This is a genomic window from Rhodocytophaga rosea (genome assembly GCF_010119975.1).
In the GTDB taxonomy this organism is placed as follows: Bacteria; Bacteroidota; Bacteroidia; order Cytophagales; family 172606-1; genus Rhodocytophaga; species Rhodocytophaga rosea.
This window is the reverse complement of sequence record NZ_CP048222.1, coordinates 6707595-6720514: the sequence shown is the minus strand read 5'-3', so window position 1 is coordinate 6720514 and position 12920 is coordinate 6707595. Positions and strand designations below refer to the sequence as shown.

General features: G+C 41.8%; 11 protein-coding genes and 1 pseudogene. 6 read left to right on the top strand and 6 right to left on the bottom strand.

The genetic code is table 11. From position 1 onward, the window contains the following. Nucleotides 1-202 precede the first annotated feature (202 nt). The 3 genes and pseudogenes from bcp to GXP67_RS27700 all read left to right on the top strand — a co-directional run bounded on the left by bcp (nucleotide 203) and on the right by GXP67_RS27700 (nucleotide 2601). Nucleotides 203-652 carry a thioredoxin-dependent thiol peroxidase gene (gene bcp / locus GXP67_RS27710; protein WP_162446135.1) on the top strand — a complete coding sequence of 150 codons (450 nt, stop codon included), beginning with the start codon at nucleotides 203-205 and terminating at the stop codon, nucleotides 650-652. A gap of 66 nt (nucleotides 653-718) precedes the next feature. Continuing rightward, a pseudogene (locus GXP67_RS27705) lies at nucleotides 719-1569 on the top strand (transketolase). A 63-nt stretch (nucleotides 1570-1632) separates the two neighbouring features. Beyond that, nucleotides 1633-2601 (top strand): transketolase family protein, encoded by a 969-nt coding sequence (locus GXP67_RS27700; RefSeq protein WP_162446134.1) that lies wholly within the window; start codon nucleotides 1633-1635, stop codon nucleotides 2599-2601. Between the two features lie 68 nt (nucleotides 2602-2669). On the opposite strand, the gene GXP67_RS27695 is transcribed toward GXP67_RS27700, so the two are convergent. From GXP67_RS27695 to GXP67_RS27670, 6 genes are all read right to left on the bottom strand, one after another. After that, a complete protein-coding gene (locus GXP67_RS27695; protein ID WP_162446133.1) occupies nucleotides 2670-3416 on the bottom strand; it encodes a hypothetical protein in 747 nt (248 codons plus the stop codon). 188 nt (nucleotides 3417-3604) lie between these two features. Beyond that, the gene (locus GXP67_RS27690) at nucleotides 3605-4006 is read right to left on the bottom strand and encodes a hypothetical protein (RefSeq protein WP_162446132.1); all 402 of its coding nucleotides are present in this window, start codon (nucleotides 4004-4006) and stop codon (nucleotides 3605-3607) included. A gap of 42 nt (nucleotides 4007-4048) precedes the next feature. Then, nucleotides 4049-6016 (bottom strand): S9 family peptidase, encoded by a 1968-nt coding sequence (locus tag GXP67_RS27685; protein WP_197901573.1) that lies wholly within the window; start codon nucleotides 6014-6016, stop codon nucleotides 4049-4051. A gap of 119 nt (nucleotides 6017-6135) precedes the next feature. Further along, nucleotides 6136-6723: a Crp/Fnr family transcriptional regulator gene (locus tag GXP67_RS27680; RefSeq protein ID WP_162446131.1), complete on the bottom strand. Its 588-nt coding sequence runs from the start codon at nucleotides 6721-6723 to the stop codon at nucleotides 6136-6138. Nucleotides 6724-6741: 18 nt separating this feature from the next. Then, nucleotides 6742-7668 (bottom strand): ADP-ribosylglycohydrolase family protein, encoded by a 927-nt coding sequence (locus tag GXP67_RS27675; RefSeq protein ID WP_162446130.1) that lies wholly within the window; start codon nucleotides 7666-7668, stop codon nucleotides 6742-6744. 15 nt (nucleotides 7669-7683) lie between these two features. Next, the gene (locus GXP67_RS27670) at nucleotides 7684-9207 is read right to left on the bottom strand and encodes a tagaturonate reductase (RefSeq protein WP_162446129.1); all 1524 of its coding nucleotides are present in this window, start codon (nucleotides 9205-9207) and stop codon (nucleotides 7684-7686) included. Nucleotides 9208-9486: 279 nt separating this feature from the next. On the opposite strand from GXP67_RS27670, the gene uxuA reads away from it, so the two are divergent. The 3 genes from uxuA (at nucleotide 9487) to GXP67_RS27655 (ending at nucleotide 12917) form a co-directional block, all read left to right on the top strand. Further along, nucleotides 9487-10692 carry a mannonate dehydratase gene (gene uxuA / locus GXP67_RS27665; protein WP_197901572.1) on the top strand — a complete coding sequence of 402 codons (1206 nt, stop codon included), beginning with the start codon at nucleotides 9487-9489 and terminating at the stop codon, nucleotides 10690-10692. A 205-nt stretch (nucleotides 10693-10897) separates the two neighbouring features. Further along, nucleotides 10898-12307 (top strand): glucuronate isomerase, encoded by a 1410-nt coding sequence (gene uxaC, locus GXP67_RS27660; RefSeq protein ID WP_162446128.1) that lies wholly within the window; start codon nucleotides 10898-10900, stop codon nucleotides 12305-12307. Nucleotides 12308-12323: 16 nt separating this feature from the next. Further along, a complete protein-coding gene (locus tag GXP67_RS27655; RefSeq protein ID WP_162446127.1) occupies nucleotides 12324-12917 on the top strand; it encodes a Uma2 family endonuclease in 594 nt (197 codons plus the stop codon). The last annotated feature ends 3 nt before the right edge of the window (nucleotides 12918-12920 follow it).

Sequence of the window (12920 nt, the reverse complement as noted above, 5' to 3'; positions counted from 1 at the left end):
TTCCTTGTTGGTGTAGAGTTTTGTTAATTTGCACGCTGAATACCGGAGGATGGAAGCTAGAAGATGGATGTTGGAGGATAGAATATCAAACTATTATGTTTGCTGAATTACTCGCTTGCCAGCCAAAGCAGGTTTGTTTTCAGATTCTACACTCAAATATCTAACTTCCTTCCTCTAACTTCTAACTTCCAAATCAAACCACATGAAACTCAACGTAGGTGATGCAGCCCCTTTATTTGAAGGCAAAGATCAGCAGGGCAACCTTGTCCGCCTGGCCGATTACAAAGGCAAAAAAGTAGTACTCTATTTCTATCCAAAAGACGACACCCCTGGCTGTACCGCCCAGGCCTGTGATTTGCGCGACAACCGGGAACGTTTGCAGAAAGCCGGTTATGAAGTAATTGGCGTGAGTGTAGATGACGAAAAATCTCACCAGAAATTCATCAAGAAATACGATCTGAATTTCACGCTGATAGCTGATACAGACAAGAAAATCGTAGAAGCCTACGATGTGTGGAAAGAAAAATCTATGTACGGAAAAAACTTCATGGGCATTGTGCGCACTACTTTTTTGATTGATGAAAAAGGTATCATAACCGATATTATTGAGAAAGTAGATACTAAGGCGCATACGGAGCAAATATTGAAATAAAGCAGTAACAACCTGTTACTAAAAACTAGAGAAACTAATAACTTATATTATTTTATACCCAAACCTATGACAGCAGACATTAATAAATTAAAGGGCATCGCCGGACAAGTCCGCCGCGACATTATCCGTATGGTTCATGGCAGCAAATCCGGACATCCGGGCGCTTCTCTGGGCTGTACTGAATTTTTTGTAGCCCTGTATTTTCATATTTTGAAGCACGATCCTAAATTTAATATGAATGCAAAAGGAGAAGATTTATTCTTCCTTTCCAATGGACATATTTCGCCGGTATGGTACAGCGTACTAGCCCGTTCGGGATACTTTGATGTGTCAGAACTGATGACTTTCCGCCAGATTGACTCCCGTTTGCAAGGCCATCCGGCTACTGCCGAACATCTGCCAGGTATCCGCATTGCTTCCGGCTCTTTAGGACAAGGCTTATCAGTGGCCATCGGTGCCGCTCAAGCCAAAAAACTCAATGGCGACGACCGGCTGGTTTATGTACTGATGGGCGATGGAGAACAGGAAGAAGGCCAGATCTGGGAAGCAGCTATGTATGCCCCCATCATAAAGTAGATAACCTGATCGCTATCGTAGATCGCAATGGCCAGCAGATTGACGGACCGGTCAAACTGATTATGGATATTGGTGACCTGGGTGCTAAATACAAAGCGTTTGGCTGGCAGGTAATCGAACTGGAAAATGGCAATGATATGGAACTGACCGTAGCTACCCTGGAACGTGCCAAAGGGCTTACCGGAAAAGGCATGCCAACCATGATCATTATGCAGACGGAAATGGGCTATGGCGTAGATTTTATGGTGGGTAGCCACAAATGGCATGGTATTGCACCTAATGACGAACAATTACAACAGGCGCTTAACCAATTACCTTTAGGCGAATTGCTGGATTACTAGCATTTTCTGTTTCCAGTACTTTAATAAATAGTTTCTCACAAGATTTTAAATCAGACTTTCCTCATGAAAAAATACACCTATACCGATAAGAAGGATACCCGTTCTGGCTTTGGAGCCGGATTTTTGGAAGTGGGCCGGAAAAATGAGAATGTAGTAGGCCTTTGTGCTGACCTGATCGGCTCGCTGAAAATGGGCGATTTCCAGAAAGAGTTTCCCAAACGTTTTTTCCAGGTGGGCATTGCCGAAGCCAATATGATGGGTCTGGCAGCTGGTATGACCATTGGCGGAAAAATTCCTTATACCGGTACTTTTGCCAACTTTTCTACCGGCCGGGTTTACGACCAGATCCGCCAGTCGATTGCCTACTCCAATAAAAATGTAAAGATTTGCGCCTCTCATGCCGGTATTACACTGGGCGAAGATGGTGCTACCCACCAGATTCTGGAAGACCTGGGTATGATGAAAATGCTGCCCAACATGACGGTAATTAACCCCTGCGACTATAACCAGACTAAAGCGGCTACTATCGCCATTGCTGATTATGTAGGTCCGGTATACTTGCGTTTTGGCCGTCCGGTAGTGCCTATTTTTACAGCATCTGACCAGAAATTTGAAATCGGCAAAGCGTGGATGGTAAATGAGGGGGCGGATGTGAGTATTTTTGCTACTGGTCACCTGGTATGGGAAGCCATTAAAGCTGGCGAAATACTGGCTGAACAAGGCATTGATGCAGAAATTATCAATATTCACACCATTAAGCCGCTTGATACGGAAGCTATTTTACAATCGGTGAAGAAAACTGGTTGTGCGGTTTCTGCAGAAGAACATCAGATCAATGGTGGTTTAGGCGACAGTATTGCCCAGTTGCTATGCAGAAATTATCCTGCTCCTCTGGAAATGGTAGGCATTTACGATACCTTCGGCGAAAGTGGTGTACCGGAAGACCTGATGGTAAAATACGGCCTGACTGCCAAGAATATTGTAGAAAGCGTAAGCAAAGTAATGGCCAGAAAACAGGAAGTGTACAGATAGGTTATTGGTCAATAGTCAATAATAAAGCCCACCAGATTTTGTATCATCTGGTGGGCTTTATTATTAATTTAGCCATTGTCAATTGAAGATTCGTTTTGTGCGTAATTCTTTATGATTATTTGTTTAGCTTCTTTTTCAGCATCATAGTTACTTACAAATTCTTTATTGAAGAAGTAAAACATTGCCATCTGATATTCCGGAAACTCTAAGAAAATGTATTCATCCATGTTTTGGAAGAATAGTGATTGTTTGTTCTTACTCTTCCAAAACACTAATGGGTAATATCTTGAGTCTTTTTCTTTTCTTATAATCCTTGCTTGCGATTTCCTCAATTGAGATAAAGCTTTGTATGGAGACATTTCAATGTTTAATCTCATAACTGACATGGGAATATCTCTAAGCATTGGTATAAAATCCTCGGATTGCTTCCTTATAAACTTTCTTCTAAAGTTGAGCACATGAAATTTGTATTCAATTATTTCCAACCACCTGATTATATTTATCGATTCTTCATAGTCATAATAATCTGTATTCAAATCAGTATTTTGAAGAAGATTATTTATATGCCTTTCTATTTTAGACAAAGTGTCATTATTACAAGTGGCACAAGCAGGAATTGTAGTTTTTATAAAAGTTTGGATAGTTCCATTAATTATGGTTTCAAAGCATCTATCTGGATCATTTTGGAAGCACCATTTTGGGATTACATGTTCTTTTGTTAACACATCATGTTTACCACAAAATGAACATATATCATCTTCTCCAGCAAAGTTCCAAGGATCAAAATGATTTCTTTTTATATGGTCGATTATCAATTTACCATTGAGCCTAAAATTATTTCGCAGTAATTTGAAGCAATCGTATATCATTTTATTATCTGTAATAACGTATATAGTTCAGTTGTCAACTATAGCCTTAGAGCTTTGATATGTGCATTGGCGGCTGAACGATGTTAGGTGCAGTTATTAATTTAAATTAAAAACTATCTTTTCTTCAAAAGGTATCACCACTTATCATCTATCTCCTGTGTTAAATAATTTTTTACTATTGAAAATAATTCTCTTTCAGTTGCAGCCTCCAATTCTATTATATTACTTCCTGCAATGGCAGCTGAATACCACATTGGATAAGAAGCAGAAGATTCTTGTAATGCCCAAATAATTGGACTGTATACGGATGATTTTCCGTTACCAGGAAGGGATTTTTGCAATTGTTTTTTATATTCCTCACAATCTTCCATTGTTGAGTTTCCTGATGAGTATTCCTCTGCTACTATTTTTGCTTTTTTTCCTAATTCATCAAGGTCATTCCAGACAAGTCTTGCAAATGAACATGCAATTTTTCGATGTGTAGCTTCTGAAATGGTATCTCTATTTTTTCTAAGTAATGTCCAATAATCTTCCATAATTCAATTGCACCTAAAATACAAATAAACACAACTAATAGCTCACTCGATTATCTCCTTCTCCAGCACATATTTTTCCAGGAATAAGGTGACGGCATTGGTCTGGAAATCACGGTTGCTTTTTTTGCGGAAACCATGACCTTCGTCCTTGGCGAGCAGGTACCATACGGTTCCTTTATTGGTTCGCACAGTTTCTACCATTTGTTTAGATTCACTGGCTGGCACCCTGGGATCGTTCTGGCCTTGAATTACAAACAAAGGTTTGGTAATTTTGGTGGCATTGGTCAAAGGTGAGATTTTAGTAAGGAACTCTTTCATTTTGGGGTCCTGTTCATCACCATATTCCATCCGGCGTAAATCCTGGCGGTAGGCTTCCGTATTTTGCAGGAAAGAGACAAAGTTGCTGATGCCTACCACATCAATTCCAGCTTTCAGGCGGTCGTTAAAGTGCGTCATACAGGCCAGTACCATATAGCCACCATACGAACCACCTTGCACTACTATTCTGGAAGCATCCAGTTCTTTTTGTCCGGCAATCCAGTCGAGTAGTTTACCAATGTCCTGTACTGATTCTTCGCGTTTGTAGCCATTGTCTAGTTCCAGATAGGTTTTCCCATAGCCAGATGACCCACGAACATTGGGTGCAATCACGGCTATGCCCAGTTCATTCACCAGGTATTGGAAGTTTGAAGAAAAACCAGGGCGGTACTGCCCTTCCGGGCCGCCATGAATATCAATAATGACTGGATAAGGACCATTTCCGGTTTTAGGCTTATAATAGAAAGCCGGAATTTTACGTGGCTTCCCTCCTACTTTATCAAAAGTTTCATACTCAATTAAACTGGGGGCTACAAAAGTTTCCGGATTCAGACCACCTACTTCACTGAATGTCCAGCGTTCGAGTTTACTGCTGCTTACATCCAGTACATACACATCTCCCGGTGATTGTGCGGAATTAATGACCATTGCCAGCTGGTTGCCATCCGGATGAAACTGCAAACCTCCAATAATTCCGGTAGGCATATTGGGAACCGGCTGGTACTTTTTAGTAAGTGTGTTGAGGATATATAAGGTACTAATGCCATTTTCATTGGTAACAAATGCCAGTTTATCGCCTTTTTCGGATATTTCCATTTCTTCTACATCCCATCTAATATCATTGGTGAGCGGTGTAATAGTCTTAGATTGTACATTGTAGTACCGCAAAGTACTGAATTCGGTATCTTCATCAGAAGCCAGATAAATGCCTTTTCCATCCTTAGCCCAGACTGCTCCGTCATAGGCTATTTTCTTTTTCACCGGGTTGATCTGCACCATTTTCCCGGTTTCTACACTGGCAATATGTAAATAGGATTCGTTGGCTGACACATATTGCAAAGCCAGTACCTGCGAATCATCTGGCGACCATTCCACTGGATACCACGAACCACCACTACTGATGATCATTTTTGCCTCATTGGCGGCTTTATTGGTACTGGTAATATATACATCCCTGTCTTTCTTATTCCGTTTGGTACTGGCAAAAACAAACTTATCACCTGTATTCGACCATTGCATACCCCCATTCTGTGAGTTTCCATCGGTAAGCATTTTATAATTGCCGGTGGCTATATCAAAATGGTAGATCTGCGAAAACTCGTTGCCACCCATATCTTTGGTGAACAGAAAGCTGTTTTTGGAAGGATCAGGGCAAACGGCAGCACTGCCAATAGGTTCATTGAAAAAAGTAATCTGCCGGCGGGCACCCCCGGGCATAGCTACTATGTGCAACTGACTGGTTTCTCCAAAACGGGTGTCAATGAGAATGCCTTTGCCGCCGGGTAACCAGTCTTCTACAAATGCCGATCTGGTATTCTGGTATTGAAATAACTTTTCGGAGATGCGTTCGGGAATTTCCGGAATATTTTCCATAACCAGGTTTCCTTTTTCCCGGCGTTCGATTTGCTGGGCCACTGTGAAATCCGGCCATAGCAAGGTCAGTATACAAAGAATATATAGTATTTTCTGCATAGGTTTGATTGTAAAGGTGATAGATAAATATATTCAATTATTTACCCACAGCAAAACCAGTATGCAGTAATCGAAAAGCATCAGGTATCACGAGCCAGTATAGCTTTGCCGATAGAGAATTATCTTTCCTGTTTGAGTAGGTCGTTACGCATTTTGCTGAGGAACTCAGGAGTTACACCAATATACGAAGCCACATATTTCTGGGGAATACTATGAATGATGGAGGGATAGCGTTTGCAAAAGTTCAGATACCGTTCCTGGGCAGGCAAACTCAGACTATCTATAGTCCGCTGCTGGTAACTCACCAACGATTTCTCGGTAATAATGCGAAAAAAACGCTCAAATTTAGGTACTTCTATATATAGTTTCTCCTGATTGGCTTTGCTTAGTAGCCACACCTGGGAATCTTCCATAGCATCAATATTAAGTAAACCAGGTTGCTGGGAAATCAGGCTGTACATATCGGCAATCCACCAGTCGGGAGGGGCAAAGCTGAGGATATGTTCAAAGCCATCCGCATCAATGGTATAACCCCGCAGACAACCCATATTCACAAAAGCCGAGTACTTGCAGATTTCTCCCCTATGCAGCAAAAACTGTTTCCGCCGGATCATAAGCGGCTGCAAGTGAGCAGTAAAGTAGCTTTCTTCTTCCTCAGTTAAGGAAATATGTTTGGCTATATTTTTTAATATCAGGCTGTAATCCATTTTAATGAAGCTGGTGATTTATATTTTTTTATTTCTGAACATGGATTTTTGGTAATCTTCCACTGAGTCCACCCAAACTTTGGGTATAGTTTCTTCTTTAGCCGATAAAATTACGATGCTCCCAACAATAGCTCCAATTGTATCTCTGTCACCTAAACCAGTCACTGCTGTCCATAATGCCTCTTCAAAATCAGTTAAATGATGAGCGGCACACCACAAAGCAAACGGAACTGTATCCTGTGCCAGTAATTTGGTACCATTGCCCAAAATAGCTGTCACCGTTTCAATCCGGTAGCTAGCAGGAATGTGCAGTGATTTGCTGATTTTTGATTTTGTATCACTTTCTTCTAAATAACTAATTATATTTTCCAAAAACTTAATTGGAGAAAGTGTAATACCTGTTTCTTTACTCTTTACCGCAAGACTGGCTGCGAGAGCTACTGCTATTGCTCCTACACTTGCTTCATGATTAGCATGGGTAATTTCAGCTGCAAGCTGGGATTGATCAATCAACTTACTAAAGTTGTCAGAATAGTATGCCCCTATAGGAGCTGAACGCATAGCTGCTCCATTACCCATTGAACCCTGTCCATCAAATACCTCCTTTGCCGCCTGTTGCCAAGGCTTTCCTTCGCCGATTTCCCTCAATATTTTGTGGGCGGTTCCTCCATAGCCACGATTTATATCTTTTTGATAATTTTGTGCAAAGAGTTGAGCTAATTTTTCCTGATTGATCTCTCCAAACTGCTCCAATATCTCCATGATGGCAATACTCATCACGGTATCGTCCGTAAATTCCCATTTAGTTAGCTCTGGAATTTCTCTGCGTTCAATTTTTTCTTTGATTACCTCCTGCTCGCCAAAGAAACTATCCCCAAAAGCATCTCCAATTGATAAACCTTTCAATGATTTATGAACCAACTCCATTCTTTGTTCTTTACGCATAATCAGGTTATAGCATTATTGAATTTGTTCTTGCACCACCTCTTTCACACCCTCATTTAGTATAGCCAATAATTTTTCTGCAATTGCCTGTCTAAAACCTGGCAGTTCATTTAGATTGGTTCCCCACAGTGTTATATCTGCCAGAACTTTCGAAACAAATTCACTTACACTACTGGCATCCTGACTCTGTACCGGTTGCCAGGCTTCAAAAAAATAAGCGGCTTTATCATCCTGAATGGGATACGGCACACCCTTTCTTTCGCCAATATACTTTCCGTTTTCCTGTTTTACTGCTTTCATAAACAATAGGTACGCGGCAAAACCCAGAGAAATGAGTGCAGGAGCCTGATTGAATTTCTGGTAATAGTTTACGATCGTCTGCACATTGCGCATGTTCATTTTGGAGGTATACTGCAAAGTGATATTAATGAGCGGATGCACAATAAAGGGATTGCGGAAACGGTCGAGTACTTCATCGGCAAATATTCTGGCACTCTTTTCATCTACCGGAACCGCAGGCACAATCTCCTGTTGCATGACCTGGCTGATGAAACGGCTCAGATACGTATCGTTCATACATTCGCCTACCGTATCCAGGCCATACAAATACCCTAATCCGACACTAATGGTATGTGTTCCGTTGAGCAGGCGCAGTTTTCGTTCCCGGTAAGGCGTAATATCGGCCTCTATAATCATTCCTGGATCTGCTTTGTAAAAAGATAATACTTCTTTCACCCGTTCATCACCCTGAATAGCCCATAAGCGGTACACTTCAGACATAATAAGCAATTCATCCTGGTAGCCTAATTCCTGCAATAATTGCGCTGCTGCTTTCTCCTCTGGTTTGCCTGGCACAATGCGGTCGACCAGGGAATTGCAGAAAGTTGTATGAGCATGAATCCATTCCATAAATCCCTCTTCCAGCTGGTTAAGCGTAGCTAATTTGCCTACGATTTCCTTCAGTTTATTCCCATTATCTACCACCAGTTCGCAAGGTACGATCACCAGCCCACTTTCCGGGCTTCCGCCAAAAAACTGGTAACGCTCGTATAAAAAAGCTGTCAGTTTACCTGGAAACGATTGTGGCGGTGACTGCCTGATATCTTCGGCAGTAAATTGTATACCTACTTCTGTGGTATTTGAAAGAATCACCTGCATTTCCGGACTATGGGCGTATGAGAGAATTTGCGGCCACTCTGTTTGAGCACTAAAAGTACGGCTGATAGATGAATTGATGATATATTCTTCCACCTGCCTGCCTTTTTCCATGCCTCTCACCACTTGTGTATACAAGCCACCCTGGCTGGTAAATGCATCTGCACCTGGCGAATCTGTGGATTTAACCATCACTATCCTGCCATTAAAAATACCCTGCCGGTTGGCTTTATCTATAAAATAATCTGGCAACCCCCGGAGCAACACACCTGTTCCGAATTGTAATACCTTTTCAGGGAGTTGAAATATCTTTTCCTCAGGGAATACCAAGGGAAGGCGGGAATTTTGTAAAGATGGCAATATGGCTTTGTTCAGTTGTTTCATGGTCAGGAAACTGGATTACGCAGATTTTAGGATGAATAGAATATTTTCTGGAACCTGAATTCAGCGGATTACATGATTAAAAAGAAAACCTGAGAATCCTATACATAAGCAGAATCCTGGTTCCAGAAAAGCCTTGGTAAATTGCTAAAATATAGAAGAATTATAAAATTTAATCTCCTGGATTTTATTTTACTGGTAAAATCATGTAATTAGGGCTTGTTATAGAAAAGAGCTCATAAGGCTTAATTTATTACTTATTTTTCGCAAACCCCTTTTACTATGAGCATGGAGCAAACCTGGCGCTGGTTCGGTCCGAATGATCCGGTTTCCCTAGCAGATATTATGCAGGCAGGAGCCACCGGCATTGTAACTGCCTTACATCACATACCTAATGGAGAAGTATGGCCGGTAGAAGAAATTAAAGCCCGCAATCAATTGATCGAATGGAACGGACAGAGAAGAACCTTGCTGCGATGGTCGGTGGCAGAAAGTGTGCCGATACATGAACACATTAAAACTGGCCAGTCTAACCGCCGGAAATACATTGACAATTACAAACAAACCATCCGGAACTTAGCTGCCTGCGGGATTGATACCATCTGCTATAATTTTATGCCTGTCCTCGACTGGACACGCACCGATTTAGCCTACGAAATGCCCGATGGCAGCAAAGCCTTGCGGTTTGATGCAACTGCCTTCGCTGCCTTTGAGCTGTTTATCTTGAAACGGCCTGGGGCTGAAATTGCCTACTCCAGCAAGCAAATCGAGTCAGCGAAGCAATATTTCAACAAATTAACTGACAGTGACCGCCTACAGTTGCAGCGTAACATTATTGCCGGATTACCTGGTTCGGAGGAGAGTTTTACCCTGGAAGAATTTCAAAAAGTGCTGGATACCTATAAGGAAATTGACGACAAGGTGCTACGGGAAAACCTGTATTTTTTTCTGAAAGAGATTATTCCGGTAGCCGAGGAAGTGGGTGTCCGGATGGCTATTCATCCCGATGATCCGCCCAGACCAATTCTGGGCTTGCCCAGGGTAGTAAGTACAGAAAGTGATGTGATTCAATTGTTACAGGCTGCCGAATCTCCATCTAATGGATTTACCATGTGTACTGGCTCTTTCGGTGTACGGGCCGATAATGATCTGGTGGGAATGGTGGAACGGCTTGGGCATAAGATTAATTTTGTGCATTTACGCAGTACCCAGCGGGACCCTCAGCAACCAGACACTTTCTATGAAGCGGATCATCTGGCTGGTGATGTAGATATGTATGGGGTAATAAAAGCTTTAACACTGGAAGAACGGAAGCGAAAAACACAAAACCGCTCTGATTTCAGAATTCCTTTCCGGCCCGATCACGGACACCAGATGCTGGATGATCTGCATAAAAAAACAAATCCTGGGTATTCTGCCATTGGCCGCCTGAGAGGACTGGCCGAATTACGGGGTTTAGAACTAGGAATCGAACGTTCAATAAATTAGTCAGGAACCCGAATTTTTAGAATTTTTGGATTAGCAGGGGACTAGTATAAAGAAAAAATCCAGGCAATACGTTAGTCCAATAAATTTTGGTTCAAGAAGTATGGTATAAATTCAATGAGTATTAGGTATTATCAACTATACAAAATACCGATATTCAGAAATATATCTTCAATACTTAGTACTCACTACTTAATACTGGCACTTTATGAAGCCATTTTTATCGGAAGATTTTTTACTGGAAACCCAGACCGCCCGCACACTCTACCACGAACATGTGGCTCACATGCCTATTATTGATTACCACTGCCACCTTCCCCCACAAGAAATTGCCGAAAACAAACAGTTTGAGAACCTGACTAAAATATGGCTCTACGGCGATCATTATAAATGGCGGGCCATGCGGACCAATGGGATAGAAGAGAAATATTGCACCGGTGAAGCTTTCGATTATGCTAAATTCGAAAAGTGGGCAGAAACCGTTCCTTATACCATGCGTAATCCCTTGTACCACTGGACACATATGGAACTCAAAAATCCATTTGGCATTACTCAGCTATTAAATGTACATACGGCCAGAGAAATTTATGAGGAATGTACCAGTTTGCTGCAAACACCGGAATTCAGCGTAAAAGAAATCCTTCGGAAAATGAAGGTGAAAGTAATCTGTACCACTGATGATCCAACCGATTCTCTGGAATTTCACAAGCAACTAGCAACGGATGGATTTGAGATCAAAGTCTTCCCTACCTTCCGGCCAGATAAAGGCATGGCTCCTGAAAATCCGGAAGCTTTCAACGTCTGGATAGATAAACTTTCGGCAATTACCAATACTGACATCAGAGATTTTGATACATATCTGGCTGCCATCCGGCAGAGACATGATTTTTTTGCCAGCCAGGGCTGTAAGCTTTCTGACCATGGTATAGAAACCTTTTATGCAGCTGAATCTACAGAAACTGAAACTAAAGCTATTTTCTCTAAAGTACGGAGTGGAAAAGCATTGAATGGAGAGGAAATACTCAAATTTAAATCAGCGATGTTGCTGGAATTTGCCCGCTTGGATCATGAAAAAGGCTGGACACAGCAATTTCACTATGGTGCCCTGCGGAATAATAACAGCCGCATGATGCGTACTTTAGGCCCGGATACTGGCTGGGATTCCATTGGTGATTTTGAAGCCGGCAGGCCGATGTCGAGTTTTTTCGATAGACTGGATACCAGTAACCAACTGACTAAAACCATTATTTACAATCTTAACCCCAGAGACAACGAACTCATAGCTACCATGATCGGGAACTTCAATGATGGCTCTGTACCTGGAAAAATGCAGTTTGGTTCCGGATGGTGGTTTTTAGACCAGAAAGATGGGATGACCAGGCAAATGAATACGCTATCGAACATGGGTTTGCTGAGCCGGTTTGTGGGCATGATCACCGATTCGAGAAGCTTTCTTTCGTATCCCAGGCATGAATATTTCCGCCGGATTTTGTGTAATTTAATTGGCAATGATGTGGAGAATGGAGAACTTCCGGCCGAAATGGAATGGCTCGGACAAATGGCGGAAAATATCTGTTACCACAATGCGAGGAATTATTTTGGATTTGATATAGAATAAAGCTATGGCAATGTTGATGGAAACCCCTGCAGAAGCAAGCAAAAGCATCATTCATTTTTATTCCCAGGAAGAGTATCTGGAGTTTGAACGCAGCCTGCCGAAAGCAGATAAACATGAATTTTTACATGGAAAAATCATTACAATGGGTGGAGCAAGCCTGAATCATAATACCATATTTACAAATTTTTTCCTGGCAATAGGAATAAAAAATCAAGACAAAAACTACCATTTATACTCAAGCGATATGCGGGTACATAATCCGGTAAATGGCAGCTATTTTTACCCGGATATCAGTGTAATTCGGGGAGAGCCTTTGCTCAAAGATGAGGTATTTGACAATTTGCTGAATCCCTGCCTGATCATAGAAATTCTTTCCCCCGGCACCGAAGCCTACGATAGGGTTGACAAATTCACGGCCTATCAGAGCATTCTTACCCTGGAGGAATATGTACTGGTGTACAGCGAAAGTATGCAGGTGGAATATTTCCGGAAAGAAACCGCCAGGCAATGGCAGAAAACACTGTTTTCTAATCCATCCGAACAACTTATCTTACTCCGGGAAGAAGTAAGCATTCCCCTCACCGACATTTACCGCAATATTAAATTTTAATTG

Excerpts from the sequence above, each read along its gene's own strand:
- bcp (WP_162446135.1), top strand. The coding sequence starts at position 203 with ATGAAACTCAACGTAGGTGATGCAGCCCCTTTATTTGAAGGCAAAGAT.
- GXP67_RS27680 (WP_162446131.1), bottom strand. The coding sequence starts at position 6,723 with ATGGATTACAGCCTGATATTAAAAAATATAGCCAAACATATTTCCTTA.
- GXP67_RS27690 (WP_162446132.1), bottom strand. The coding sequence starts at position 4,006 with ATGGAAGATTATTGGACATTACTTAGAAAAAATAGAGATACCATTTCA.
- GXP67_RS27670 (WP_162446129.1), bottom strand. The coding sequence starts at position 9,207 with ATGAAACAACTGAACAAAGCCATATTGCCATCTTTACAAAATTCCCGC.
- GXP67_RS27685 (WP_197901573.1), bottom strand. The coding sequence starts at position 6,016 with ATGCAGAAAATACTATATATTCTTTGTATACTGACCTTGCTATGGCCG.
- GXP67_RS27700 (WP_162446134.1), top strand. The coding sequence starts at position 1,633 with ATGAAAAAATACACCTATACCGATAAGAAGGATACCCGTTCTGGCTTT.
- GXP67_RS27655 (WP_162446127.1), top strand. The coding sequence starts at position 12,324 with ATGGAAACCCCTGCAGAAGCAAGCAAAAGCATCATTCATTTTTATTCC.
- uxaC (WP_162446128.1), top strand. The coding sequence starts at position 10,898 with ATGAAGCCATTTTTATCGGAAGATTTTTTACTGGAAACCCAGACCGCC.
- uxuA (WP_197901572.1), top strand. The coding sequence starts at position 9,487 with ATGAGCATGGAGCAAACCTGGCGCTGGTTCGGTCCGAATGATCCGGTT.
- GXP67_RS27675 (WP_162446130.1), bottom strand. The coding sequence starts at position 7,668 with ATGCGTAAAGAACAAAGAATGGAGTTGGTTCATAAATCATTGAAAGGT.